This window comes from Paenibacillus protaetiae (genome assembly GCF_004135365.1).
Taxonomy (GTDB): Bacteria; Bacillota; Bacilli; order Paenibacillales; family Paenibacillaceae; genus Paenibacillus_AP; species Paenibacillus_AP protaetiae.
Genome location: NZ_CP035492.1, coordinates 746,855 through 772,401, shown reverse-complemented (window position 1 = coordinate 772,401; position 25,547 = coordinate 746,855). Strand labels below are relative to the sequence as shown.

23 protein-coding genes, 1 pseudogene and 1 riboswitch are annotated in these 25,547 nt (G+C 50.6%); of the genes and pseudogenes, 10 read left to right on the top strand and 14 right to left on the bottom strand.

Annotated features, from left to right (window positions below; genetic code table 11):
• Positions 1-13: 13 nt before the first annotated feature.
• The 3 genes from ET464_RS03305 to ET464_RS03295 form a co-directional block, all read right to left on the bottom strand.
• Positions 14-1,045, bottom strand: a complete 1,032-nt coding sequence (locus tag ET464_RS03305; protein ID WP_129438230.1) for an ABC transporter substrate-binding protein — start codon at positions 1,043-1,045, stop codon at positions 14-16.
• 213 nt (positions 1,046-1,258) lie between these two features.
• Positions 1,259-1,368: riboswitch (TPP riboswitch) on the bottom strand.
• Positions 1,369-1,440: 72 nt separating this feature from the next.
• Positions 1,441-2,394, bottom strand: coding sequence for a GDP-mannose 4,6-dehydratase (locus ET464_RS03300; protein ID WP_129438228.1), 954 nt, complete (start codon positions 2,392-2,394; stop codon positions 1,441-1,443).
• Entirely contained in the window at positions 2,391-3,437 is a 1,047-nt protein-coding gene (locus ET464_RS03295) for a mannose-1-phosphate guanylyltransferase (RefSeq protein ID WP_129438226.1), read from the bottom strand. The genes ET464_RS03300 and ET464_RS03295 overlap by 4 nt, the downstream gene beginning before the upstream one ends.
• A gap of 242 nt (positions 3,438-3,679) precedes the next feature.
• On the opposite strand from ET464_RS03295, the gene ET464_RS03290 reads away from it, so the two are divergent.
• Both ET464_RS03290 and ET464_RS03285 read left to right on the top strand, forming a co-directional pair.
• A complete protein-coding gene (locus ET464_RS03290) occupies positions 3,680-5,365 on the top strand; it encodes a DUF4214 domain-containing protein (protein ID WP_165279882.1) in 1,686 nt (561 codons plus the stop codon).
• Positions 5,366-5,377: 12 nt separating this feature from the next.
• Complete coding sequence (locus tag ET464_RS03285; protein WP_129438222.1) at positions 5,378-6,043, top strand: acetyltransferase; 666 nt, start codon at positions 5,378-5,380, stop codon at positions 6,041-6,043.
• A gap of 57 nt (positions 6,044-6,100) precedes the next feature.
• Here the strand turns inward: ET464_RS03285 and ET464_RS03280 are convergent, their stop codons facing one another.
• Positions 6,101-7,216, bottom strand: a complete 1,116-nt coding sequence (locus ET464_RS03280) for a DegT/DnrJ/EryC1/StrS family aminotransferase (protein WP_279630119.1) — start codon at positions 7,214-7,216, stop codon at positions 6,101-6,103.
• A 283-nt stretch (positions 7,217-7,499) separates the two neighbouring features.
• On the opposite strand from ET464_RS03280, the pseudogene ET464_RS20525 reads away from it, so the two are divergent.
• Both ET464_RS20525 and ET464_RS20950 read left to right on the top strand, forming a co-directional pair.
• Positions 7,500-8,456 (top strand): annotated as a pseudogene (locus tag ET464_RS20525) (collagen-like domain-containing protein); the annotation flags it as partial.
• Positions 8,457-8,459: 3 nt separating this feature from the next.
• The gene (locus ET464_RS20950; protein WP_244226733.1) at positions 8,460-8,852 is read left to right on the top strand and encodes a BclA C-terminal domain-containing protein; all 393 of its coding nucleotides are present in this window, start codon (positions 8,460-8,462) and stop codon (positions 8,850-8,852) included.
• Between the two features lie 155 nt (positions 8,853-9,007).
• On the opposite strand, the gene ET464_RS03270 is transcribed toward ET464_RS20950, so the two are convergent.
• Both ET464_RS03270 and gmd read right to left on the bottom strand, forming a co-directional pair.
• Positions 9,008-10,081, bottom strand: a complete 1,074-nt coding sequence (locus ET464_RS03270; protein WP_129438216.1) for a tetratricopeptide repeat-containing glycosyltransferase family 2 protein — start codon at positions 10,079-10,081, stop codon at positions 9,008-9,010.
• Positions 10,082-10,125: 44 nt separating this feature from the next.
• A complete protein-coding gene (gene gmd / locus ET464_RS03265) occupies positions 10,126-11,241 on the bottom strand; it encodes a GDP-mannose 4,6-dehydratase (RefSeq protein ID WP_129438214.1) in 1,116 nt (371 codons plus the stop codon).
• A gap of 195 nt (positions 11,242-11,436) precedes the next feature.
• Here gmd and ET464_RS03260 point away from each other — a divergent pair, with 195 nt between their 5' ends.
• From ET464_RS03260 to ET464_RS03245, 4 genes are read left to right on the top strand one after another with little or no spacing between them, the layout of a single operon-like run.
• The gene (locus tag ET464_RS03260) at positions 11,437-12,198 is read left to right on the top strand and encodes a glycosyltransferase family 2 protein (RefSeq protein WP_129438212.1); all 762 of its coding nucleotides are present in this window, start codon (positions 11,437-11,439) and stop codon (positions 12,196-12,198) included.
• 25 nt (positions 12,199-12,223) lie between these two features.
• Positions 12,224-13,300, top strand: a complete 1,077-nt coding sequence (locus ET464_RS03255; RefSeq protein ID WP_129438210.1) for a glycosyltransferase family 4 protein — start codon at positions 12,224-12,226, stop codon at positions 13,298-13,300.
• 12 nt (positions 13,301-13,312) lie between these two features.
• Positions 13,313-14,503, top strand: coding sequence for a DegT/DnrJ/EryC1/StrS family aminotransferase (locus ET464_RS03250; RefSeq protein ID WP_129438208.1), 1,191 nt, complete (start codon positions 13,313-13,315; stop codon positions 14,501-14,503).
• Entirely contained in the window at positions 14,500-16,743 is a 2,244-nt protein-coding gene (locus ET464_RS03245; protein WP_165279881.1) for a glycosyltransferase family 4 protein, read from the top strand. Before ET464_RS03250 ends, ET464_RS03245 begins: the two co-directional genes overlap by 4 nt.
• Positions 16,744-16,805: 62 nt before the next feature.
• Here the strand turns inward: ET464_RS03245 and ET464_RS03240 are convergent, their stop codons facing one another.
• Positions 16,806-18,149 carry a DUF2515 family protein gene (locus tag ET464_RS03240; protein WP_129438204.1) on the bottom strand — a complete coding sequence of 448 codons (1,344 nt, stop codon included), beginning with the start codon at positions 18,147-18,149 and terminating at the stop codon, positions 16,806-16,808.
• A gap of 96 nt (positions 18,150-18,245) precedes the next feature.
• Here ET464_RS03240 and ET464_RS03235 point away from each other — a divergent pair, with 96 nt between their 5' ends.
• Entirely contained in the window at positions 18,246-18,941 is a 696-nt protein-coding gene (locus tag ET464_RS03235; RefSeq protein WP_129438202.1) for an SOS response-associated peptidase, read from the top strand.
• A 45-nt stretch (positions 18,942-18,986) separates the two neighbouring features.
• Here the strand turns inward: ET464_RS03235 and ET464_RS03230 are convergent, their stop codons facing one another.
• The 5 genes from ET464_RS03230 to ET464_RS03210 all read right to left on the bottom strand — a co-directional run bounded on the left by ET464_RS03230 (position 18,987) and on the right by ET464_RS03210 (position 24,464).
• The gene (locus ET464_RS03230; protein WP_165279880.1) at positions 18,987-19,274 is read right to left on the bottom strand and encodes a stage VI sporulation protein F; all 288 of its coding nucleotides are present in this window, start codon (positions 19,272-19,274) and stop codon (positions 18,987-18,989) included.
• A 67-nt stretch (positions 19,275-19,341) separates the two neighbouring features.
• Positions 19,342-21,399, bottom strand: a complete 2,058-nt coding sequence (recG, locus tag ET464_RS03225; protein ID WP_129438198.1) for an ATP-dependent DNA helicase RecG — start codon at positions 21,397-21,399, stop codon at positions 19,342-19,344.
• A 7-nt stretch (positions 21,400-21,406) separates the two neighbouring features.
• Positions 21,407-22,270, bottom strand: coding sequence for a DegV family protein (locus tag ET464_RS03220; protein WP_129438196.1), 864 nt, complete (start codon positions 22,268-22,270; stop codon positions 21,407-21,409).
• 24 nt (positions 22,271-22,294) lie between these two features.
• Positions 22,295-24,085 carry a DAK2 domain-containing protein gene (locus ET464_RS03215; protein WP_129438194.1) on the bottom strand — a complete coding sequence of 597 codons (1,791 nt, stop codon included), beginning with the start codon at positions 24,083-24,085 and terminating at the stop codon, positions 22,295-22,297.
• Positions 24,086-24,101: 16 nt separating this feature from the next.
• Positions 24,102-24,464: an Asp23/Gls24 family envelope stress response protein gene (locus ET464_RS03210; RefSeq protein ID WP_129438192.1), complete on the bottom strand. Its 363-nt coding sequence runs from the start codon at positions 24,462-24,464 to the stop codon at positions 24,102-24,104.
• A 240-nt stretch (positions 24,465-24,704) separates the two neighbouring features.
• On the opposite strand from ET464_RS03210, the gene rpmB reads away from it, so the two are divergent.
• The gene (gene rpmB / locus ET464_RS03205) at positions 24,705-24,893 is read left to right on the top strand and encodes a 50S ribosomal protein L28 (RefSeq protein ID WP_129438190.1); all 189 of its coding nucleotides are present in this window, start codon (positions 24,705-24,707) and stop codon (positions 24,891-24,893) included.
• Between the two features lie 91 nt (positions 24,894-24,984).
• Here the strand turns inward: rpmB and spoVM are convergent, their stop codons facing one another.
• Both spoVM and ET464_RS03195 read right to left on the bottom strand, forming a co-directional pair.
• Positions 24,985-25,065, bottom strand: coding sequence for a stage V sporulation protein SpoVM (gene spoVM / locus ET464_RS03200; RefSeq protein ID WP_040711006.1), 81 nt, complete (start codon positions 25,063-25,065; stop codon positions 24,985-24,987).
• Between the two features lie 175 nt (positions 25,066-25,240).
• A complete protein-coding gene (locus ET464_RS03195) occupies positions 25,241-25,537 on the bottom strand; it encodes a hypothetical protein (RefSeq protein ID WP_129438188.1) in 297 nt (98 codons plus the stop codon).
• Between the last annotated feature and the right edge of the window lie 10 nt (positions 25,538-25,547).

The window sequence follows — 25,547 nt, the reverse complement described above, 5'->3', positions numbered from 1 at the left end:
GGATCGTGATCGTTTAAGCTTCTGGCAAAAAGTCGTTCGTGAACGCTTTGTCCGCTTCCAGCTTGCTGTCCAGCAGCTTATGCTCGTACATCCAATCCGCGTAATTTTGCCACACGCTCAGTTTTTGCTCGCCCCAGCGCGGCGCATCGTCCTTGTATTTGTCAGCGAGCCACTTCTGGCTGGCGCGGACAAGGTCCGCGTTTAAGTCCGGTTCAGCTTTGATCAGCACTTCCGCCGCATCGTCCGGATGCTCAATCGCATAGTTGTATCCTTCGGAAGCCGCCTTGACAAACGCCTTGACAATGTCCGGCTTGCTCTTGATCATCGACTCGCTGGTAGCCAGCACCGGCGTATAATAATCCAGCTTATCGCTGTAATCCGTCAAATAAAGCATGTTCAGCTTCTCGCCGCGAAGCTCGGCTTCCACGCCTGTCCAAGCATAATAAATCCAGGCGAAATCGACATCCCGTTTAACCGCTGTAAAAAAGTCCGTATCGCCGATATTCAAAATTTTCACCTTGTTCACATCGGCATGTTTCTCCTGCATAAGCGAGGCAATGACCGCTTCCTCCACCGGAGCGCCCCAGCCGCCGTACGTTTTGCCTTCAAATTTTTCCGGCGAATCAATTCCTTTTGCCGCAGGGGACGCAAACCCCGACGTATTGTGCTGAATCACCGCCGCAATTGATACAAGCGGCACGCCTGCAATCCGGGCCATCGTAACCGACTCTTGGTAGCTGACGCCAAAATCAGCACTGCCGGAAGCGATCATTTTATCGGCGCCGTCCTGGCCGGGCTGCACAATTTCGACATCGAGCCCTTGCTCCTTAAAGAAACCTTTGTCACGGGCCACGTACAGGCCGGTATGGTTCGTATTCGGCGTCCAATCCAGCACAACCTTCACTTTAGTAAGCTTGGCGGAGTCTTCGCCCTGCCCCGCCTCTCCCTTTGTGCTGCCATTGGAACTGCAGCCCGCCAGCATTACGGCAACCGCTGCCGCAGCCGCTAAAAATTTAAACCCCCATGTTCGTTTACGCGTACTCATGTCTCTCTCCCTCTCCTAACGTACTGTTCGCCAATCTTCCAGCTGAACGGGGACCGTGCCCGTACTAGCTCACTCTGATTCATAGAATGGACGCATAGCGGATACGTATACACGGATGCATGCAAAAAAAAGCACCCTTCCGAACCGGAAGGATGCCGTTTATACGCTGCGTATCGCAAAAGCCGCAATTGCCGCATCTTTTCAGAGCAAATAAACGGATGCGTCAACACTTCCTCCGCTGGCATTATCCAGATCAGGTCTACGGTCGAAAACAGGATAGTTTTCCTCTCAGCCCGGTTCCCCGAGCTCCCGTTTGGCTATTTGATTGTATAAAATGAATTATACTGCCTTTACGGCTGATGTCAAACCTTTCTGCTGCCGGCGGGCTCTGTCTCTTAGCTCAGCTTCGCTCTCCAGCTGTTCAACAAGTCAAGCAGCGTCTGCTCCAAAGGGATTTCCGGCTTCCAGCCTGTTCGGGCATGAAATTTCTCATAGCCGGCATATACTGCGGCGGAATCGCTAGGCCGCAGCCGTAAAGGGTCTACCTGTATCTCAATGGACGCCTGGCTGAATGACAACAACATCGTAAGCATCTCATTGACCGAAAGCGCATGGCCGGAAGCGATATTATAAGCTTCTCCCGGTTCGCAGCAGTCCAGCGCGAGCTTATAGGCGCGCACCACATCCCGCACATCGAGAAAATCACGGACAGCCGACAGATTGCCGACATGCAAAATCGGCGGCTTCAGCCCTTTTTCAATTTCTGCAATTTGTTTGGCGAAGCTGGAAGTGACGACATTGTCGCTTCTGCCCGGTCCGGTATGATGAAAGGTGCGTACGATAACGGTATGCAGCCCGTATGTTTTATAATTTTGATAAGCCAGATGCTCTTGCGAAATTTTGCTTACTGCATACGGGTTTAACGGCCGGAACGGATTCGTTTCCTTAATCGGAAGCTCCTCCGGCTTCACATATCCGTATTGCTCGCTGGAACCGGCAATCAATATCCGGCACCCGGGATGGCAAATGCGTATGGCATCCAACAAATGAGCCTGACAGGCGATATTGTTATACAGCGTATCCAGGGAATGATCCCAAGAAGCCGTGACATTGCTGTCCGCCGCCAAATGATAAATATAGTCCGGTTTTGCATCCCGGATCGTATTAAAAACCGTTTCGCGGTCAAGCAGATCGCATGCGTACAGCTGGATGTGATGGAGGATCGGCTTCAGGTTATCCAGCCTGGTGGAGTGGCGGACGGTACCGGATACTTCGAATCCTTGCCGGATTAAATGACTGGCCAAATAGCTTCCTGCAAAACCGGCAATCCCCGTAATAAAAGCTTTCACGGCTTCTTCATCCCTCCATGGCCTGGTTCCGCAGCCGCCAGCAGCTGTTTAATATACTGCTCCTCCGACTTGTGGCACACCAGCAGTCCTTCATCCGTGGATACAATAATGACGTTATTGACGCCGATGACAAGCGTCTTCTTGCCCTCTGTAAAAATAATGTTGTTGCCGGCTTCCAATGTGTAAATATTGTCCGACATTAAATTGCCGTCGGCGTTCCGCTCGAATATGCGCTCCAGCGAAGTCCACGTGCCGACATCATCCCACATAAACCGGATCGGGATCATAAATAAAGCCGGTATTTTCTCCATAATGGCGTAATCAATTGAAAGCCGTGCAAGTGAAACATAAGCTTGCTGAAAGTTTGGATTATCGGCTTCGAAAATTTTCCACATCTCCGGCTGATAACATTCCATGTAATAAGCGATTGTAGACGGCTTCCATATAAATATGCCGCTGTTCCAATACATGCGCGGGTTCTCGATAAGCTCCAGCGCCTTTGCTTTGCTAGGTTTCTCAATAAAAGACGCCACCTCGCAAATATTGCGGCTGCCCGCCGCATAACCTTGCTTAACTTCAATATATCCATAGCCGGTCTCGGCTCTCGTCGGGACGATGCCAAACGTAACAACCGCTTTATCTTGGCGGGCAATAGCTTCCGCTTCCCGAATCGCCGCCTCCAGCAATAACGGTTCATCCATATATTGATCGGAAGGCGCTGTGACGATAACCTCGTCCATTTGAAGCCGGAGAAAATAACGTGCCGCCAGGGCAATGCAAGGCGCGGTATCCCGCTGCTCCGGTTCCAGAATGATCCGGCTGTCGTCCAGCCCTTTCAGCTGTTTCTTCACCAAATCCAAATAACCGGGGTTTACCACAATATAAATATCTTCTTCCGCTACAATCGAACGAAACCGATTATAGGTTTGCTGCAGCATCGTTTCGTCGTCCGATGTCAGCTTTAAAAACTGCTTGGGCATGGCCTCCGTGCTGATCGGCCAAAATCGCGTACCTTTGCCGCCTGCCATAATGACGACCTTCAAAACCAACCACCTCGCTGAATAAAAATGAAAAGCAGGATGTTGTAGGCTAAGGGCGGGTAAAGCGGAAGTCTCAAATCTTCTATTTCTATAAACCATCATGCAATCTTTCAATTTGCTCGTATCAGTATATGCCTCTGAAAGAGAATGTTAATGGACGAATTACGGGCTGGTTATAAATTAGGGCGCTTGCCGCATACATGAATATATCGGGTATCGGGAATAGACGGAAAGGAGACAATGCGATGAATTATATCGAGCTTAGATACCGCAGCCGGCGTTTCTCCGAAAGCATGAGCACCACCTCGACTGTCATTCAATATTTGCGCGATATTTATGAATTGGATAACGAGCTTTTTTTGTGGGAGCTGTACAAACAGCTGTTGAATCGCGAGCCGGACCAGCCGGGATTCGCTTCTCATCTTTCCTTATTGAACAATGGGCATACAAGATCGTATATCGTCTCCGATATCATAAACAGCAAGGAAGCCCAGCATCTCTATCAATCGCCGGCGCTGACTGCGCCGCACGGCTATTCCATCATTCAAGTTCTTCACGCTGCGAGAAGGCTCCATCCGGAGACGTTTGTAACACGCCTGTACGAACAGCTGTTAAACCGGCGACCGCAGCAGGGCGAGCTGCGCATCCATATGAATATGCTTGTCAAAATGTCGCGCTGGAGGCTGGTTACCAGCCTTATCCATACGCCGGAATGCCAGCGGCTTTTAGCTGGACTTAAGCCTTCCGCTGTACCACAAACGCCTGTTCACGCCAGGCAAATCGGCATTTTCCTCGGATTCTCGCAGCAGGTTACCCTCGGAGGCGAAGGCATCGGCCGATATACTGTCAGGCTGGCGGAAGGTTTGCTGCAGCATGACGATCAAACGATGGTCCATGTATTCGCCATGGCCCATAATATGGATGAGGTGTTATCGACCTTTCAATATTTCATGCATAAATACCCGAACCGCCTTTTTTTCGGCGCTTTTCCGGACGCCGGCTGGCTGAACCGGCATGCCCCGGTTGACGCGTGGATTATCCCTTACATCGGTCTTGAGCTGGCAGAACAGCTGGAGCGCCCGAATATCGTTGTTTTGCATGATTTGGTTTATGTCCATTTCTATGATGTGTACATCCGGAAACAGCCGGAATTTCTACACTATTTGGATCCGATTGTGAAAGCACTTGCGGCAAAAGCAGCACGTGTCGTTTGCAGCAGCAACTTCATCCGCGACCACGAAGGGCTGCAATACTTAAAGCTTCCTGCAGACAAGGTGAAGGTAATCCGGCTGGCAGCTCCCAGTGCGGAATATGACGCGGCTGGCATTCCGGATGAACAGGCGTTTCGGAGCAAATACCAGCTGCACACGTCCTACATTACTTTTCCGTCAGCCATCCGCCTTCATAAAAACCACTTACGGTTAATAGAAGCTTTTTTAAACTACAAGCAAAGCCCCGACGGCCATGATTCCGATCTTGCGCTTGTGTTCACGGACCGCTTCGATGATAATCCGCTTCGTCCCGAATATGAAGCGCTGCTGAAGCGATATTACCCGGGGACGCTGAATAGCGTTGTATTTCTTGGGAGGATTCCTTTCAGCCATCTTCCTGCGCTGTACAAATATGCGATCGGCACTATTGTTCCTACCGAATTCGAAGGAAGCTGCCCTTTTCCAATTCTCGAGTCGCTATCGGTAGGTACGCCGGTCGCGATTAGCCGGATTAATGTCGCACTTGAAGTCATCGAGGATTTGTCTTCGTTTATTACGTTCCATCCGCATCTCGTGCCGGAAATCCAGTGGGCGATCCACCAGCTTCGAGTTCGGCATGCCGAACTTCCCGACAGGCAGCGCGCGGCCATAAGCGGAGCGTTAAACCGGACATGGAAGGATGCCGCTGCGGAATTTATCGAGCTGATTGACAGCCTATAGCCTTGCAGCTGCATGCTGCTGAAAGGAGAGGATCGCATCGCAACACGCAAAGTTGTGGTTATAGGAGCCGGCGGCCATGCTAAAGTCATCATTGATATTCTTCTGGCCGATCCGTCCATCGAGATTGCCGGATGCACAAGCCGGCAGCAAAACCGGATGTGCGCAGGCGTTCCGGTTCTTGGCGATGACAGCATTTTGCCGGAGCTGTATTACCAAGGCGTCCGGCATGCTTTTATTGCGATCGGAGACAACCGGATGCGCTATAAGCTCTCGCTGCAAACGGCCGCCATCGGATTCCAGCCTGTTAATGCGGTCAGCCCTCGCGCATATGTTGCGCAGTCTGCATCTTTAGGCGCTGGAATCGCCGTCATGCCCGGTGCGGTCATTAATGCCGAAGCGTCTATTATGGATTATGCCATTATCAATACGAATGCGTCCGTTGACCATGAATGCGAGATCGGAAGGTTTTGCCATATTGCACCCGGCTCAGCTTTGTCGGGAAATGTAAAAGTCGGCGAAGGTTCCTTTCTCGGAACCGGCACCTCTGTTATCGACGGGATCTCCATCGGTTCGTGGACAACAGTTGGCGCCGGATCAACCGTCGTTCGCCCGCTTCCTTCAGACTGTGTCGCATACGGCGTGCCGGCCAAAGTAATCCGCCAGACCCCAAAGCCTTAACCTTAAGCCGGATACGCGATGTCCCGGCCTAAGGCGTAAGGCTTTGCTCATAAGGCGTCAGCATCTGGATAACACTTTGGCCAAGCAGTCTGCTATCCATTGAATATCTTCTTTTGTAAGGAGCGCATGGCTTGGAAGATTAATGCCGGATGCGCACAGCTTCATGGAAACTGGAAAATCTTCATCCGGCTGCAGATGACGATAAGGCGGCATCGTATGCATCGGATAAAAAAAAGGCCTCGTTTCAATGCCTAACTCAAGCAGCTGCCGCATTACCAGATCGCGCTGCTGCTCGGTTGCACCCTCAAGCACTACACTATACATCCAATAAACATGTTTCGCCCATTCCTTTTGAACCGGGAGGCTTATGCCTTCCAAGCTTTGCAGCGCCTCCCCGTACAGCCCAGCTACCCTAATCCGTTCTGCAATATGCCACTCCGCCTTCTCCATCTGGGCGCAGCCGATTGCCGCCTGGATATTGGTCATTCGATAATTGTAGCCGATAATCGGGTGCCAATAACGGTGGTCCGGGTCCATCCCTTGCCCTCTAAGCAATCTGGCTTTTGCAGCCAATTCATCCTGATTGGTTGTAAACACGCCGCCTTCTCCGGTCGTAATAATTTTATTGCCGAATGTACTGAACACCGCGCTGTCGCCCAGACTCCCGGTACGCTTGCCTTTGTATTCCGCTCCGATCGCTTCAGCAGCATCTTCAAGCACGAACAGCCCGTAATGCTCCGCCATTTCATTAATCCGGTCCATATCAGCTGGATGGCCATATAAATGGACGGCGATGATTCCTTTTGTTTTATCCGTTATTTTAGATACGATACTGGCAGGGTCTACATTCCATGTATCCGGATCAGAATCGGCAAATACGGGGGTTGCCCCGCAATACGCTACCGCATTTGCCGTTGCGATAAAGGAAAAAGTCGGCATAATAATCTCATCGCCGGCTTGAACCCCATGCGCCAGCAGAGCAAGATGAAGCGCTGTAGTGCCGCTTGTGCAAGAAACCGCGTGTTTGACACCGCAAAAGTCTGCAAATTGTTGTTCAAATCTCCCAATATAGGACCCATTGGAAGAAATCCATGTTGATTCTATACAATCCATCACATACTTGCTTTCATTCCCGTTAAGGACAGGAACGGCAACCGGTATCTTCTTTAACACCCTGGTTCCTCCTTCTATGATGCAACGATAGAAACAGCTCTGCCTTTCACCTTTCATCTTATGCTTTGCTATAAATGTCGGAAAGGCGCTCCAGCCTAATGGCTCTGTATAAAAATGAGCAGCAGATCAGATGTGCAGTTTGCCGAGGTGAACCAGCCAAGTGAGCAAAACATGAAAATATGCGGAAATCTAGCAATAAATGAGAGAAATGCCGTGTCCGTACAGCGGTCAATTCATATAATTTAGTATTCTTTAATGAGAGGTGATTCTTAACATGGCTGATGGAGAAACAGGTTTAACTGGTCAAACCGGGCAGACCGGACAGACCGGACAGACTGGATTAACAGGGCTGACTGGATTGACTGGACCGGTAGGGCCAGCTGGACCTGCTGGCGGTCCAACAGGGCCAACAGGGCCAACCGGACCAACTGGACCGGTAGGGCCGACAGGACCACAAGGCGAACAAGGCTTAACCGGATTAACCGGTTTGACTGGGCTGACTGGGTTAACTGGGTTGACTGGTCCTATCGGGCCAACTGGCGCTACAGGCGCTACAGGGCCTGCAGGAGCTTCAGGGGTTGCAGGACCATTAGGTGCAACAGGTCCGACAGGGCCTCCAGGACCAGAAGGACGTTCAGGTTTAGGTATTCCAGGTCCGACAGGGCCAACAGGTGTTACGGGTGATCCGGGAGCGCTTGGCGCGACAGGGCCAACCGGCGCTACGGGCGATCCGGGAGCACTTGGCGCGACAGGGCCAACCGGCGCTACGGGCGATCCGGGAGCGCTTGGCGCGACAGGGCCAACCGGCGCTACGGGCGATCCGGGAGCGCTTGGCGCAACAGGGCCAACCGGCGCTACGGGCGATCCGGGAGCACTTGGCGCGACAGGGCCAACCGGCGCTACGGGCGATCCGGGAGCGCTTGGCGCGACAGGGCCAACCGGCGCTACGGGCGATCCGGGAGCGCTTGGCGCGACAGGGCCAACCGGCGCTACGGGCGATCCGGGAGCGCTCGGCGCGACAGGGCCAACCGGCGCTACGGGCGATCCGGGAGCGCTTGGCGCGACAGGGCCAACCGGCGCTACGGGCGATCCGGGAGCGCTTGGCGCGACAGGGCCAACCGGCGCTACGGGCGATCCGGGAGCGCTTGGCGCGACAGGGCCAACTGGCGCTACGGGCGATCCGGGGCTGCTTGGCGCGACAGGGCCAACTGGCGCGACAGGGCCAATCGGAGCATACGGATACGTGTACAATATTGCCTCAGCTCTTGATGCAATAATTACCGGCGGAGCCGACGTGCCGTTCAGCGATAACGGTCCATTAAACGGCGTTACGCATACAGCTGGCAGTACTGCTGTCATCGTTCCGCTTACCGGTGTTTACCGTGTCGCTTTTGATGTTACGACAACGGCGGGAGTTGGCGCTTCCTTCGGGATAGCTGTCAACGGCACGGTTGATCCTTCTACCGTAGTAGGCACTTTAGTGGCCACTGGCCAAATATCAGGCGATGCCTTTATCGCTCTTACTGCAGGAGATATTATTACGCTTCGCAATAATTCGCTGATTGCTGCTACACTTTCCATAGCACCTAACGTAGGTGCGCAATTAGATCTCATTTTGCTTGACCCAACGCCATAATCGCAATGGTGAAGACAAACGGGCCTTTCGGCCGGTTTGTCTTGTTTCATCCGTTGTCTTTATTCTGATGACGGCGCAATTCAACTAACAATAGAAGAAAGCCGGCATCGTTTTCCTTTCTTTTCAAAGAAACGACGCCGGCTTTTGCTATCGGTTTATTTTCCATGGCGTTCTTTAAAATAATTGGTGTTGTAAACGACGCTTGGATGTGTCGGGTTGTATTCCCGTGCTTTCTCATTGTGTTCATAAGCTTTCTCATAATCGCCAAGCCGGTCGTAACATAAACATAACTGGATATGCGGAATCCAGGTTGAATTCGCTAAATTAATCATCGCCATTTGGCCTTCCGGCTCTTCCGCTTTCAACGCCTGTTCATACCAATAAGCAGCTGTTCTGTATTGGCCAAGTTCCAAAAAATAGGCGCCGATATCACAGCAAAGCTCAGGCCTCGGTTTGTCATATTTCAGTGCTCTCGTTAAAGCTTGGAACCGTTTATCTTCATCTTTTAGACGCCTGTAGCATTCAGCCAGGCGAAGCGACGCTAATATATTGTCTTCTATCCATCCCTGCTTCCCATCCAAAAACTTCGTATACCACTCGACTGCTTCGGAATATCTTTCATGCGTCCTAAGCTCATTCGCAAAATAGTATTGGTCACGCGGCGTAAAGTGCTCTCCTGCCGCCAGACGTTCCAAATAGATCCGCAAATTGCGGTCTGTATACTCCTTTTGCTTCGAATGGGTTACAGCTGCTTCTGCATGATAGACCGTTCCATAACAATGCAAATATTCATGAACGGGGCCAATCCATTGAAAGTTCCGTTCCCTTTTGACAATCCGGTTTCTTCTCAGGCTGTATGTGACATTGCCTTTCTGGTCAAAGCCAAGATGATAAGCCATCGTTACACGGTCTATCACGGGGTCCAGATGTTGTTTCAGCCGTTTGAGAAGAAGCTGGTCTTTTTTTTCGATGATATCGTCAGCATCCAGCCACATAATGTACTGTTTCGTTGCTTTGCTAAAGGAATAATTTCGTGCCGCGGCAAAATCATTGATCCATTCGAAATCATACACTTTTGCCCGGAATGAATAGGCGATTTGTTTTGTCCGGTCGGTTGAACCGGTATCTACAATAATGATTTCATCCGCTATATCTTTCATTGCCGACAAAATGCGCCCTAAAGTCCCTTCTTCGTTTTTGACGATCATGCAGAGGCTTATTGAAACCACAGCTGCACTCCCTCCATTCTATGCCATATTCCCATCCTGAACGGTTATTCGATATCCAAGTAGGCTTCATAACCTAATTTGCGCAAATCCGCCACTTTCCGGGTTTCCCGCAAATCTTCTTCCATCATTTCTTTCACCAGGTCCTGAAGGCTGTGCGACGGCTGCCAGCCAAGTTTCGCATTCGCTTTACGCGGATCGCCAAGCAGCAAATCCACCTCCGCCGGCCGGTAATATTTCGGATTCACTTCAACCGCCTTATAGCCTGCAGGCAGCATATAATCCGGATTTCGGCAAGCCACCACATAGCCGTATTCATCCGCCCCTTCGCCTTCAAAAGCAAGCTCAATTCCCGCTTCCGCAAAAGCCAGCCGGACAAATTCCCGCACCTCGGTTGTTTGCCCGGTAGCAATGACATAATCTTCCGCCTCATCCTGCTGCAGGATCCGCCACATGGCATCGACATAATCGCGGGCATGGCCCCAGTCCCGTTTGGCCGATAAATTGCCGAGTTCCAGCTTAGACTGCAGTCCAAGCGCGATGCGGGATGCTGCTCTCGTAATTTTGCGGGTGACGAAGGTTTCCCCCCGCAAAGGGCTTTCATGATTAAACAAAATACCGTTGCAAGCATACATGCCGTACGCTTCCCGGTAGTTTACTGTAATCCAATAGGCGTACAATTTGGCAACCCCATAAGGGCTTCTCGGATAAAACGGCGTCTTTTCGCTTTGGGGAACCTCTTGTACAAGGCCGTACAGTTCTGAAGTCGAAGCTTGATAAATTTTGGTTGTTGACGCGAGCCCAAGCGACCTTACCGCTTCCAGAATGCGAAGTGTGCCGATCCCGTCCGCGTTAGCTGTATATTCGGGTGTCTCAAAGCTTACATGCACATGGCTCATAGCCGCCAAATTATAGATTTCATCCGGTTGGATTTCATGGATAAGGCGGACCAGATTTGTAGAGTCGGTTAAGTCCCCGTAGTGCAATACGAGCTGTTTCCCTTCTTTTTTAGCTTGGACGACAAGTTTGTCAATACGCCCTGTATTGGATAAGGCGCTGCGCCGCCTAAGCCCATGCACCGAATAGCCCTTCTCCAGCAGCAGCTGCGCCAGATAAGCGCCGTCTTGCCCCGTTATTCCTGTAATGAAAGCGACCTTTGTCATGGTTTCCTCCATTAACCCACGTATTTCGGCATTTGAGGCCGTTTCAACAGAATATGAGCAATCCTGGAGAACGGCATGAGAAATCTGTCTATTGTTATAGCAAGACTAGGGCAATACCCTGCAAGGGAACTTGCTCATCACCCTCCTATCCAAACAAACATATGATACACGAGATAATAGAAAGGAAGTGTTGATGTGCCCGCTGATTATGTGACGATTGCGATATTGGCTAAACAAAAAGGACATGTATTGCCGTTCTTCCTCCAGCTTATTGAAAACCAGACCTATCCGTCTTCGCTTATCAAATTGTACATTCGTACAAACAACAACACCGATAATACGGCTGAAGTGCTCGAGCAATGGATCGAAAAAGTGCGGCCGAACTATTCCGAAATTTATTACGATTCAAGCGATGTTCCCGAACCGGTGCAGGACTACAAGCCGCATGACTGGAATTCCTTGAAACTGACGGTACTTAAAAAAATACGGCAGCAATCCATTGAATGGGCAATGGAGAGGAATTCCCATTATTTTGTTGTGGACTGCGATAATTTTATTGCGCCGGATACGCTGGAGAAGCTTCTTGAAACCTCTCTTCCCGTTATCGGCCCTTTGCTGCGCAATGGCGACAATCAAGCCAGCCTTTATTCCAACTATCATTATGTGACCAATGAATACGGGTACTATAAACATTCGCATTTATATAACGAAGTATTGTTTCAGCATGTAAAAGGTTTAATCGAAGTTGAAGTCATCCATTGCACCTACCTTGTCCGTAAAGAAGTGCTGCCTTATGTCAGCTATATTGATGATACCGATCGTTACGATTATGTCGTATTTAGCGATACGCTGCGCAAAGCAGGCATTCCTCAATATATCGATAACCGGAAGCTTTACGGGAAACTTACGTTTACGGATACGGAAGAACATTTCAAAGCGCTTAATCTTTTGCTGTAAGAGTGTAAGAGAGGACTAAACGATCATGGACGTATTGCTGGAGGGCATGTTTTATAACGGTTACGGTTTTGCCGAAGATAACCGGTTTCTGCTGCATGCGCTGGATAAAGCGGGCTGCCGTGTCAAAATCATCCCCCGGGATGCGTCATCGAAGCATTCGGCGCTTAACGAAGAGGAGATCCGGTATATCGAACGTTTTGAGCAGACGGTTTTGCAGCATAACGATATATACATTTGCAATTACATGGGCTCTTTCATTACGCGCAAGCCGCAATTTCGCATCAACATCGCCCGGACCGGGTTTGAAACGGATCGTATTCCTGATTTTTGGCTGCCCAAATTGAATGCGTTTGATGAAATATGGGTGTTCTCTTCCTTCAACAAACAGACTTTTGCCGGCGCCGGCATTACAGCAAACCTTAAAGTGATCCCGAGCTACTGCGCCTGGGCGGATCAGGTTTTACCTGAGCCTCCAGCTTCTACTGGCGGTCCGTTTACGTTCCTATCGGTATTTGACTGGTCGGACCGCAAGGGCTACGACATTTTGATCAAAGCTTATATCGAAGAGTTTACATCGCAGGACCCGGTTTCCTTGATCATCAAAACGACTGACGGGCATGACGCGGCCATCGCGGCGGTAAAGGAATGGATAGCCGCAATACCGGATGCTCCGGAAATACGGATTGTAAACCGGATTGTTCCAACCGACGAGCTGATTCAACTGTATCAATCCAGTGATGCATTCGTGCTGCCGACAAGAGGCGAAGGCTGGGGACGGCCGGTGATGGAAGCGATGATATTGGGGCTGCCGGTTATTGTAACGAATTGGAGCGGTCCTACAGACTTTATAACTGAAAATAATGCCTATCCGATTCAGGTTGAGCAGCTTACAACGATTCATGACCATATTTACCTTTTCAACGGGCACCGCTGGGCTGAACCAAGCTTAACCGATCTTCGAAAACATATGCGGCAAGTTTACAGCCGCCCTGAGCTGGCAAAAGAAAAAGGAAAGCAAGCGCGCAAAGACATAACGGACCGTTATGGAAAAGATCAAATGATCGGGCTGATTGCAAAAGAAGTGGAGAAATTCAAAATATGAGGTGTTCGAATCATGAAACGGCATATTCCTTTGGGGCATATGAACATTTCGGACAATGCCAAAAAATATGTTCTCGACGCTTTAGATCATAACCGGCTTTCATCCGGCAAATATATCCAACAGTTTGAACACCAGTTTGCCAAAAAACATCAGCGCCAAACTTCCGTATTTACAGCCAGCGGGACTTGTGCATTGCAAATCGCACTGGCCGCTTTAAAAGAAAAACACGGCTACGCGGATGGGGATGAAGTACTTGTTCCGGCCATTACTTTTGTCGCTACTTCCAATATCGTCATCCAGCTGAATATGAAACCCGTCTTTGTTGATGTTGATCCTTACACCTACAATATAAACCCCCGTGAAATCGAAAAGCATATAACTGGCCGCACCCGAGTCATCATTCCTGTGCATCTGTTTGGCTTGCCCTGCGATATGGATCCGATCATGGAGATTGCCGGCAGGCATAAGCTGCAAGTCATTGAAGATTCTTGCGAAACGATGTTTGTCCATTATAAAGGACGGTCCGTCGGCACGTTTGGCGATTACGCCTGCTTCTCGACCTATGTCGCTCATCTTCTCATAACCGGAGTCGGCGGGGTCATTACGATGAAAGATGAGTCGGATGAGAAATTGCTGCGTTCCATTATGCAGCATGGCCGGGATACGATCTACTTGAATATAGATGATGATGATGAATTAGACGATGCTTTTATGGAGTCATTGGTTCAGAGGCGTTTTTCCTTTGTCCGGATGGGTTATTCCTATCGGATTACCGAGCTTGAAGGCGCGCTAGGCGTTGCGGCGCTGGAAGAAACCGGCCAAATGATGCTTCATCGCAAAACGATCGGCGAAGCTTATACGCGCGCTTTAAGCCAATATGAGGATGCGCTTCAGCTGCCTTATATTCCGGAAGGGCATGAACATGCGTATATGATGTATCCGATTGTACTAAAACGGGGCAACCGGGATGATTATGCGATGTTTCTGGAAAAAAACGGCGTCGAAACCCGTTACATGATGCCGCTGCTGAATCAGCCATATTACAAGCAGCAGTTTGGAAACATCGAGGATTCGTATCCCGCAGCCAAACATATTAATCATAACGGCCTCTATATCCCTTGCCATCAAGGCATGGAGCTGGCGGATGTCGATTACGTAAGCGAGCTTACGGCAACATATTTGAAAGGAGAGAAATGGCGTTGACCTTGCCCACAGGTATTGTATGGGTCGCACCGATCGGAGAAATTACCGGTTACGGCAACGTATCCCGAAATTTGCTGCGCAGCTTGGACCTGTTAAATATTCCGGTTCATCTTGTTCCTATCGGCAGGCATGAGAAGGAGATCGGAGAGGAAGATAGGCTTTTCCTTGAGCGCGTGAACAAGCCGATTGAAGCTATCGGCGAGAAGCCTGTATTAATCATTCACGCTCAGCCCGACACTTTTCCGCTGATTCATTTTGAAGGCATCTCTTTTGCCAAAAAAATAGGCATTACGATTTTTGAAACGGACCGTATCCCGCCGGCATGGGTGGAGTGGTGTAACGCAATGGATGAAATATGGCTGCCGTCCCAATTTAATATGGAGACGTTTAGCCGAAGCGGAGTGGACCGGGATAAGCTGAAGCTCGTGCCCTATTCGATTCAATCCGAGAAATATAATCAATCATTCCGGCCTTATCCTTTTCACGAAGCCGTAAAATCATTTAAATTTCTGTATACTTGCGCTTTTGTTTATCGCAAAGGCATCGACCTGCTGGTGAGAGCTTTCTGCGAGGAGTTCTCAGCGGACGAGGATGTCAGCCTTGTCTTGAAGATTTACGTCCCTTCCTGGCATCCGCATGTCGATTTGCCTTCGTTAATCCGCTCCTACATCCCGGACCTAACGAATCATCCGCATATTGAGTTGATCCAGGACAAAATTCCGATAGATGACCTTCTGTCGCTGTACCATAGCAGCGATTGTTACGTGTCAACAGACCGGGCCAACGGCTGGGGAATGCCGTGTATGGAAATGATGGCGATGGGCAAACCGGCGATAACGATTAACTGGAGCGGATCAACCGAGTTTATGAAGGAAACCAACTCTTTTCTTATCGAACCGGAAGCTGAACTGGAAGAAGTAGACGTTGTCCTCCAGCAAACACTCCCCGGATTCTATCAAGGGCATCAATGGGCAAAGGTCACAACCGGCAATGTGCGCAGGACGCTGCGCGAAGCCTATGAAGACCAAGAGAAACGCGAGCGCATTGCGAAGCAGGCCCGGCTCGATATCGAGCAGAAATATTCTGCCCGTGCGGTTGCAGACATCATCCGCAGCATTCTGGACGGAACTGCCTTGAACAGCGGCACCGCGTCTAATCAGCCCTATTCGCTTGCATGGGAAGGTCCGGTAGCCGATATTCACAGCTTGGCTAAAGTCAACCGGAACATCATCCGCTACCTGTCCAGCCACTCCCATATCGAGCTGACGATTGGCGCTTTCCGTCCGCCTTTCACGCAAGGAACCTTGACGGCAGATGTGACAGTCAGCCATCAATATCCACCGAACTTTACGGTGCCGGTCAGCAAGCATTGGATCGTGATGCAGCCTTGGGAATTTGGCTCCTTGCCTACAGCCTGGTATGCCCCGATGAAATATTGGGTGGATCAAGTATGGGTATACAGCAACTACAATAAAGAATGTTATGTGAGATCCGGCCTTGACGAGCACAAAATTAAAGTGATTCCGCTTGGCGTAGACGAACATATTTTCCATCCTGAAGTTGAGCCGCTGGCGCTGGATGTGCCGGCAGGTTTTCGCTTTTTATTTGTAGGCGGAACCATATGGCGCAAAGGCGTCGATCTATTAATTCAAGCTTATACGGAAGAATTCCGGCAGGATGAAGATGTCAGCTTGATTGTTAAAGATTTCGGAACCCAATCCTTCTACAAAGGAGCTACAAGCACCGCCTTCCTTACTGCAGCTGCCGAGGCAGCCAACAGCCCTCATATTGTCTATATGGAACAGGAGTATACAGAACGGGAGATGGCTTCTTTATACAAAGCTTGTGATTGCCTCGTCCACGCATACCGTGGCGAAGGCTTTGGGCTGCCCATTATTGAGGCGATGGCGTGCGGAATTCCCGTCATTTTGCCGGACAAAGGGCCAAGTGCCGACTTTTGCAGCGCCGACACCGCTTATCTCGTAGACAGCACAGAAGTTGCCACGATTCAGCCGGCTATTGGCAGTGTCCCGATTTTGTCCGATGTGTGGTGGATAAACACCGATCTTGGCGCGTTACGGCGCGCAATGCGCTACGCTTTCGAGAACCGTGATGAGATTAAAGCGACGGGGGAGCGCGCAAGCCGCAAAATTTTAAACGAATATACATGGAGGCATACAGCGGATAAAGCCCGGGAAGCTATAGAGCAGCTTATACATGCGCACGATCCCAAAACATAATTCGCTTGCTAAAAAGCATACCGGAGGCACGACTGTCCTTCATTTTCGTGCCTTTTTTTGTTTTAGCGGCCGCTGCCGTTCATTCGTTCCTTGGCGAGCACGGCCAGCTCCATTTTGTTCATCAGAAACAGATGTTCTCGCGTTTTCTCAAACAAATGCGGGAGCGGCATTTTGTGAACATAAGGCTCCACATCCAGTGCAGATTGGTACCAGTCCCCCGTTTCCGGATAAGACAACGCCCTATCGCTCCATGCTTCCTCTAATACCGGACTGAGCAGCAGCGGCTTCCCCGGCTCGATGTTTCCGCCATGCAGCCGTTTCTGATAAGGAGCCGCCGGCTCTGTCAGGCTGGGAAGCCCGGCCTGGTACAGCAAAGGAGCATAATCCGCCCGAGAGCCCGTATGTGCGGTGCGCTGTACAAAATCAATCACGCCGTTCTTAATGGAGGGAGCACCGTACAAAAGGGCATATAAGCTTTTGCCAAATTCGATCCGTTTCTCTATCCGTTCAAATCGTTCAATGCTGAGCCCGGCCAGCCTTAGCTCCTGCTCTCTGCCATAAGGCAGCAGAACGGTATTAAATAGGAGCAGCGCCTGCAAATTTGTAATAAACGCAGGGAGCACCTGCTCTTGAAAAAAAGGTTTTTGAATAACCCGCTGCTCGATAAAATGCTGTTCATTAATAATTAGGGCGACGGTTAAAGGCACCGGATTGCGCGTTTCCCAAAATTGCTCCCATACCGGCACCATCCATCTTGATACGCCCAGCTCCGGAAGCAAGTACATAAAGCTTCGTCCAGCCGCAAGGCTGTACTCATATAACCGAAGCTGAACATATGCGTCGTGAAAAATATAACTGTTGCATCGCTCAAGCAGCTGGAACAGCAAATTCCGATCCGCTTCACGTATTAAACGCGGCAGCCACTCGCCTTTCAAATCCGTCATGTTCCAGCCCGCGTTCCGGGAAACCATATGGGCCAGCAGCGCCCAATGCAGCTCCGGCCTCCGCAAATACAGGCGCCTGTAAGCCTCCGTCCGCGTTACGTTGTTCCGGTTCCGCAGCCGGGTTTCCGCCCGGACGCGTTCGATTTGCTCCCGGTCGTCGCAGCTAAGCTTGGCCAGCCATACATCGCGGTGCCGGCTCGCCGGCTTTTCCAGTTCGCCTAACGGCAAAGCCGCTTCCATCTGCAGTCTGCCGTTTTGGCGGCGGTTCATAGCATAATCCGCCTGTACATGAGCGGTCATCTGCCCGCTTGCTTCCGGAGTTAATTCCGCTACTGTCAAGGTGAAATGCCGGGAATCCCTCCAAGAGAGCCATTTAGCGGCGATCATATCATACAACGAAACCGGCATCCGGATGAGTCCGGCTGCCAAACTTTTGAACTTCCATCTTTTGCTGCTTGCCATTACATGGTTGCCATCCTTTACTCCGATTAGGGCTTAGATTACCATTATGAGTAAAGGCGGCGCCTTCCATACTATTTAACGAAAGGATGTAGCCCTATGTGCGGGAGATATACATTGACGGTCACATTGGACGAGCTGATGGCGCATTACTGGATTAACGGCAACAACGTTCCATTCCATCAGCCCAAATACAATATTGCGCCCGGACAACTAATTCCGGCCATCATTCATGACGGCACAACGCGCAGGCTGGGCGAACTGAAATGGGGGCTGGTTCCGCCATGGGCGGACGATCCGAAAACCGGATTCATGATGATAAATGCAAGAGCAGAAACAGCAGCTGCCAAACCAGCGTTTGCCGGTCCGCTTCAGCGGAAACGTTGCCTTATCCCTGCAGATGGCTTCTACGAATGGAAAATAACGGCTTCAGGCAAGCAGCCGATGCGTATCGTTATGCGAAACCGTACATTATTCAGCATGGCCGGTTTGTACGAAAGCTGGATCGCCCCGGACGGAAGCAAAGTGAGCACATGCACCATTGTGACCACACAACCAAATGAACTCAAGGCTTCTATTCACAACCGGATGCCGGTGATATTGCCGCCTGAGGCAGAGCAAATATGGCTGGACCGGAGCATTACATCAACAGCGGAGCTGCAAAAGCTGCTTCAGCCTTATCCCCCGGAAGAGATGGAGGCTTACGCCGTCTCTGCAGCCGTAGGCTCTGTCCGCAACGATTCGCCCGAGCTGATCCTTCCGATACCGCAGGCCGACCAGCTGGAGCTGTTTTAAAGCATGCTTATGCCGCTGCCCATAAAAAAAGCTGACCGGTTAAGGTCAGCGGAACATGCTCCACAGCTTAAGCAAGTGGAACGTGTTGTTAGGATCAATCTTTAGCGATACGATAAAATGGACGAGCTGTTCTTCCTGCAGCTCCGTCAAATTTTCATGTAAGATCAGGGCAGCGGATTTTACCAGCTTGCGCACCTTCACACGGTCCTGCAAGTCGTATTTCGTTACGTTGGATATCAGCATTCGCATCCGGTCCTTGATGACCGGATTTTTCAGCTTGAATTTGACGCGTTCAACCAGTTCCGGCTTAATGCCGTATTTTTGATAGCTCACTTCGCCGTACACCTCCATCCGCCAAAGCTAATCGGTTATCTATATGCCGGATGGATGATGATATTGACTAATCTAGCTGCTCGCCTTGAAAAATATGATCCTGCTTCAAAATTTCGCGGATGCCCGAATACGCCGGATTTACCCAAAAATCTTCCCGGCCGGTCAGCTCCGCCGCGTCGTCCCTCGCCTGCTCCAGCACCCCGTAATCGGCCACCATATCCGCCAGCTTAAAATCCGGAAGGCCGCTTTGCTTCGTGCCAAAAAAATCGCCCGGACCGCGCAAATCCAAATCCCGTCTAGCCACTTCAAAACCGTCGTCCGTTTCCGTCATGACATTCATCCGTTCGCGGCCCACTTCCGATTTCGGGTCCGCAACCAATACGCAATACGATTGATGGGCTCCGCGTCCAACGCGCCCCCGGAGCTGATGCAGCTGCGACAGCCCGAACCGCTCTGCATCCATAATGACGATTAGGGTCGCGTTAGGCACGTCTACGCCAACCTCGACAACTGTTGTCGCAACAAGCACCTGCGATTCGTTAGCGCCAAACTTGTGCATTTCCTGATCTTTTTCCGCCGCGGACATCCGTCCGTGCAGAAGCCCGACGCGCAAATCGGGAAATGCCTGCTGGATCTGCACATGCACATCAATCGCATTTTGCACATCAAGCTTGTCCGACTCTTCGATCAGCGGGCAAATAATATACGCCTGCCGGCTTTCATTCACTTCACGCCGGATGAAACCGTATACCCGGTCCATCATTGAATGCTTCACCCAATAGGTTTTAATCGGCTTGCGTCCATGCGGCCGCTCCCGCAGCGTGGAGACGTCCATATCGCCAAAAGCAGTAATCGCCAGCGTTCTTGGAATCGGAGTCGCCGTCATCGTCAGCACATCGGGGTTCATCCCTTTGCGCCTTAATATGCTGCGCTGATTGACGCCAAACCGGTGCTGTTCGTCGGTCACCACAAGCCCCAGGCTGCGAAAAAAGACATCTTCCTGAATGAGCGCATGCGTGCCGACGACAATATCAATCATGCCCATTTGCAGCCCGGCAAGCACATCCCTCCGTTTTCGTTCCGTCAGGCTGCCCGTCAGCAGCGCCACTTGGAAGCCTTCACCCGCAAACAGCTTCTGCAAGGAACGGACATGCTGCTCCGCCAATATTTCGGTCGGCACCATAAGCGCCCCTTGATGCCCGCTCCGGACCGCGGCCATAAGGGCAATAGCGGCAACAACGGTTTTGCCTGAACCGACATCGCCCTGCAGCAGGCGGTTCATCGCATACGGCTGGCGCATGTCGTGAACGATTTCGTTTACAACTTTTTTCTGCGCCGCCGTCAGTTCAAAAGGGAGGCTGGCCGCAAAGCGCCGGATCGTTTCTGCTTCGATACTATGCATAATGCCGTCGGCACGATCGCGATTAAGAGAGCGGAACGCCTGGAGCTTCAGCTGGAACAGAAACAGCTCTTCATAAACAAGCCGCCGTCTTGCTTCCGCGCCAACCGTTGTTCCGTCCGGCAAATGAATTCCTTCTACCGCTTCCCGCCGCGGAACCAGCCGTCTGCTTTCGACCAGCTCAGCAGGCAGCACTTCCTGAATCATCGAGCCAAATTGTGCGAGCGCCTGGCGGACTGTTTTGCGCAGCCAGGTCTGGGTAATCGCGCCGCCAACCGAATAGACGGGCTGCAAGGTGCCTGATTTGGCCGATTTGGATTCCTGATCCGCAAATTCCGACTCCGAAACCGTTAACTGCAGCCGGTTAGGCTCCCATTTGCCGGTTAATCTGATCGGCCGCCCCGGCACAAGCTGGTCTTTCAGAAACGGGCGGTTAAACCATACGGCTGTGATCAGCATGCCGTCCACTTCGATTTTGCTTGTTAATCTTGATTTATTTTTACCATACCGCTGAAGCATGGGGTTGCCGCGGATTACTCCCGCTACCGTCGCTTTCTCCCCGTCTTTAATCTCCGTTAAGCTGCGCAGGCGGTAATCTTCATACCGAAAAGGAAAGTAGTCCAGCAAGTCGGCCACGGTATGTATGCCAAAGGCGTGAAGCTCTTCTTCCTTCGAAGCGCTCACGCCTTTCACTTGCCGGACCGTTAATTGATCCAGCATATTCATGTTACAATCAACCCTTCAATTTATACATAAAAACGGCCGATGTCCCAGGTCCGGCATGATTACCGATAACCGGGCCAATCGTAGTAAAATCCGTTTTCTGCACGTTGAAGCTGTTTTTCACAAGCTCGTGCAGATCCATCGCGGCATCTTTGCGGCCGGCCCAAGCCATAATAATAGCAACCGGCTCCTGCGGATCAAACTTTTGATGCAGCAGTTCAATAATGCGGTTCATTGCTTTTTTGGTGCCGCGTACTTTATCGACAGATGTGACAAAACCGTCTTTGTCAATCGACAGGATCGGCTTAATATTTAACAACGTGCCAATAATTGCGGATGCCCGGCCGATTCTGCCCCCTTTTTGCAAATATTCAAGCGTATCGACTAGAAAAAACACTTCGGTTTCTTTCTCAAGGCGGCTCACTTCTTCCAAAATCGCCTCTTTGGATTCGCCTTCCAGCGCCATTTCCGCTGCTTTGACTACCCGCGCCCCGAAACCGTATGATGCCGATTTGGAGTCGATAATCGTAATATCCGCCTGCTCCTCCAGCATCGAATACGCAATAAGCGCCGATTGATACGTTCCGCTAAACTCGGAGGACAGATGAAAAGAAATGATGGAAGCATCCGGTTCCTGCTGCAAAATGCGCTGGAACGCTTCCACGAACTCGGTAGGCGACGGCTGCGATGTTTTGGGCAAAGCAGATGCGGCTGCCAGCTTTTCATAAAACGAGTCCGGATCCAGCGTTACATTATCCAAATACGTAACGCCGTCAATTTCGATTTTTAACGGAATCATCTCAATTTGAAGCCGTTCACGAACCTCCTGCGGGATATCGGACGTACTGTCCGTCATTATAATGATCTTGCCCATCCTATCACTCTCCAACCACAATCGTTATTCAATCGCAAACAAGTAAGGATACAGCGGCTGACCGCCGTTAATGACCTCGATTTCCAGCTCCGGATACACATCTCCCAGCCACTGTGCCAGCTCTTTCGTATCTGCTTCGCCGGCATCTTCGCCCGTCAGTACCGTCAGCAGATCGCCGCCGCCTTCCATCATGCTTCGAATCAGCGTCTGGCAGGCTGCCAGCAGCTGCTTCTCCGAAGCGACGATTTTTTTCTCGCAAATCGCGATGTAGTCGCCTTCTTTTACATCGATGCCATCAATGGACGTATCTCTTACCGCATGCGTAACTTGGCCGGATATCACCTGCTTCGCTGCGTTAATCATGAATTCTTCGTTGCGCTCTGCCGGTTGTTCCTCTTGGAACGCAAGCAGCGCTGCCAGTCCTTGCGGAATCGTTTTGGTCGGGATAACCGTCACTTTCCGTTCACACAAGGAAGCTGCTTGTTCAGCGGCCAGCACAATGTTCCCATTGTTTGGAAGGATAAATACATGCTCTGCCGGCAAAGCTTCAATAGCGTTTACGAAATCTTCGGCGCTTGGGTTCATCGTTTGTCCGCCTGACAACACAATGTCTGCCCCATTACCCAAAAAGATCGTTCTCAGCCCTTCGCCCATCGCAACCGCAATAAGGCCAAACGGCGCCCACTCGTGAACCTGGCCGGGAGGCACCGCCTGAACGGAACCTGCCAGCAGCTCAGCCGGGGAAAATTCTTCATGAGGCAGCTCATACGGCCCTTCGATGCTTTCGTGTTCGCCGGACTGTTCTGCAGCAAGCAGATCACGGTGCTGTTCCCGCATATTCAAAATACGGATATCCATCAATTCGCCGTATTGCAGAGCCAAGTTCAATACATCGCCCGGTTTGCGGGAGTGAACATGCACTTTGACCGTATCCTCGTCGGAAATGACGATAATCGAATCGCCGTCTTTTGCCAGCTCATTCCTGAAAGCGGATTCATTAAAAAAGGAAGCGGAACTTCCGCCAAGTGTGCGGTTAATAAAAAATTCCATATCGTAAAGAAACTCAATCGCTTCCGTTGACAAACGGGATTGCGCAGATGCCGGTGCTTGCTTGCGGATAACGGCAGCCGCAGGGGCAGATCCTTTCAGCACTGCTGCCGGCGCGGCAGCTTCCGCTCCTGCAGATGCTGAAACCGCAGAGCCAGCCAGCCAGTGCATAAACCCTTCATAGATAAGCAGCAAGCCTTGGCCGCCGGAGTCGACAACGCCAACCTGCTTCAGTACAGGCAGCATATCTGGCGTACGCTGAAGCGTCTCATGCGCTTTAGCGTATACTTCTTGCATCAAATCGTTCAGATCGGCTGCTCTCCTCGCGTATTGAACCGCATGTTTGGCCGCTTCGCGCGCAACGGTTAGAATCGTGCCCTCAATCGGTTTTACAACCGCTTTATAAGCCGTATCGACGCCGCTTTGCATCGCTGCAGCAAATTGTACCGGATCCGCCTGCTCCAGCGATTGGAGCGACTTGGAAAATCCGCGGAAAATTTGCGACAAAATGACGCCCGAATTGCCCCTGGCACCCATCAGGAGTCCTTTCGAAAGCGCTTCGGCGGCTTTACCCAAATGGGCGGATGGTTTAGCGTGCAGCTCGCGCATACCCGACTGGAGCGTCAAATTCATATTGGTTCCTGTATCACCGTCAGGTACCGGGAACACATTTAATGCATTCACCCGTTCCACGTTGCGCTGCAAGTAGTCCGCACCAAGAGCAGCCATAGCTGTAAAATCGTTTCCGTTTATGAAGCGCTTACTCAAATAATGATTCCCCTTCCTAAGTAGTAACCCTTACGTCTTGAACAAATATGTGAACCTGGTGAACTTCCAGGCCGATAACCTCATTCAGAACGTATTTCACTTTCGATTGAATATTATGCGCTACCTCGGAAATTTTGGTTCCGTAACTTACGATTATGTACAAGTCGATATGCAGAAGCCCGTCCTTTTCCCGGCGGACTTCAACACCACGGGACAGATTGTCTCGGCCAAGCAATTCGGCAATTCCATCCTTCAGTTGTTTACGCGATGCCATTCCGACAAGTCCATAACAATCCATGGCTGCAGAGCCTGCAATAACAGCTATGCTTTCGTCCGTTATATAGATGTGGCCCAATTCGTTGTTTAGTTGCAGAGGCATGGAAATCACTCCTTCTCTTTATGAGTATGGACTTATGTACTATTGTACTATAAATGATACTGTTATTGAAGTCTAATCGGCGTTTTATTCCTTGATAAAGCCCTATATACAGGTTGAACAGTTTTTGAATATGTGATACGATAAGTGGGTATGTTTCTAATTGGTAAGAAGTAATTTTATTATTGAAAATTGCTTACGAAGTTGGTTTTGCTTTATGCAATTCCTGAAGGAGGTGTAGTCATGTCCCGCAAATGCTTTATCACTGGTAAAGGACCTGGAACAGGAAACCATGTTTCCCACGCCAACAACAAAAACCGCCGCACTTGGGGCGCCAACGTTCAGAAAGTTCGCATTCTGGTTGACGGCAAACCAAAACGCGTATGGGTGAGCACCCGCGCACTGAAATCCGGCAAGGTTACACGCGTGTAAGAACATTACGTTCGACAACGATGCAAAAAGCACCTGATTACTCAGGTGCTTTTTTTCATAGACAAACCAATCGAAGGCGGCAGTATCAGCTTCAGCTTTTTTGGAAGGTATTCAATATGGCCTTTACAAATCCGCCCAGAAATTTTGGCAGCTTGATCGTGTAAAATTTCATGTTCATCCCTCCTCAGACTCGCTCACCTTGATGGTCCATTACACATCTATATACCCGGCCGCCAGACAGCTGCATCGGCATAAAAAAAAGGTTACACGAACCATCGTTCATGTAACCATCCTATGCGGCGATAAGCCGTACTATTCCAACCCGGAACACCCCGGAGCGGCAGCTGTTAAGGCGCCGCCGGAATTTCGCCCGAATTTACAAAGCGGACCATCGCTACGACAATCGCCGCCAGAAAATAAAAGAAAAGTGCCAAAACGATAAATACGGTCCGGCTTTTCCACGATTCAACCTTTCGAAAAAAACGTATAACCAAATAAAGTGCGAGTAGCGAAAACACAAATCGGATCATGTTTGGAATCATGGAGAAGATCGCCAGCAATACCCCCGCAGCAACGCTGTAGAGCAGTATCCCTGACGCCGTTCTCCATTTGCTCACCTTTATTTCCTCTAGTTCCGTTTCCATCCGAAAGCCC

Bases quoted from the DNA above. Each gene is read 5' to 3' on its own strand.
- ET464_RS03305 (WP_129438230.1), bottom strand. From the start codon at position 1,045: ATGAGTACGCGTAAACGAACATGGGGGTTTAAATTTTTAGCGGCTGCG.
- ET464_RS03290 (WP_165279882.1), top strand. From the start codon at position 3,680: ATGAATTATATCGAGCTTAGATACCGCAGCCGGCGTTTCTCCGAAAGC.
- ET464_RS03285 (WP_129438222.1), top strand. From the start codon at position 5,378: ATGCTGCTGAAAGGAGAGGATCGCATCGCAACACGCAAAGTTGTGGTT.
- gmd (WP_129438214.1), bottom strand. From the start codon at position 11,241: ATGACAAAGGTCGCTTTCATTACAGGAATAACGGGGCAAGACGGCGCT.
- ET464_RS03255 (WP_129438210.1), top strand. From the start codon at position 12,224: ATGGACGTATTGCTGGAGGGCATGTTTTATAACGGTTACGGTTTTGCC.
- ET464_RS03250 (WP_129438208.1), top strand. From the start codon at position 13,313: ATGAAACGGCATATTCCTTTGGGGCATATGAACATTTCGGACAATGCC.
- ET464_RS03240 (WP_129438204.1), bottom strand. From the start codon at position 18,149: ATGGCAAGCAGCAAAAGATGGAAGTTCAAAAGTTTGGCAGCCGGACTC.
- ET464_RS03235 (WP_129438202.1), top strand. From the start codon at position 18,246: ATGTGCGGGAGATATACATTGACGGTCACATTGGACGAGCTGATGGCG.
- recG (WP_129438198.1), bottom strand. From the start codon at position 21,399: ATGAATATGCTGGATCAATTAACGGTCCGGCAAGTGAAAGGCGTGAGC.
- ET464_RS03220 (WP_129438196.1), bottom strand. From the start codon at position 22,270: ATGGGCAAGATCATTATAATGACGGACAGTACGTCCGATATCCCGCAG.
- ET464_RS03210 (WP_129438192.1), bottom strand. From the start codon at position 24,464: ATGCCTCTGCAACTAAACAACGAATTGGGCCACATCTATATAACGGAC.
- rpmB (WP_129438190.1), top strand. From the start codon at position 24,705: ATGTCCCGCAAATGCTTTATCACTGGTAAAGGACCTGGAACAGGAAAC.
- spoVM (WP_040711006.1), bottom strand. From the start codon at position 25,065: ATGAAATTTTACACGATCAAGCTGCCAAAATTTCTGGGCGGATTTGTA.
- ET464_RS03195 (WP_129438188.1), bottom strand. From the start codon at position 25,537: ATGGAAACGGAACTAGAGGAAATAAAGGTGAGCAAATGGAGAACGGCG.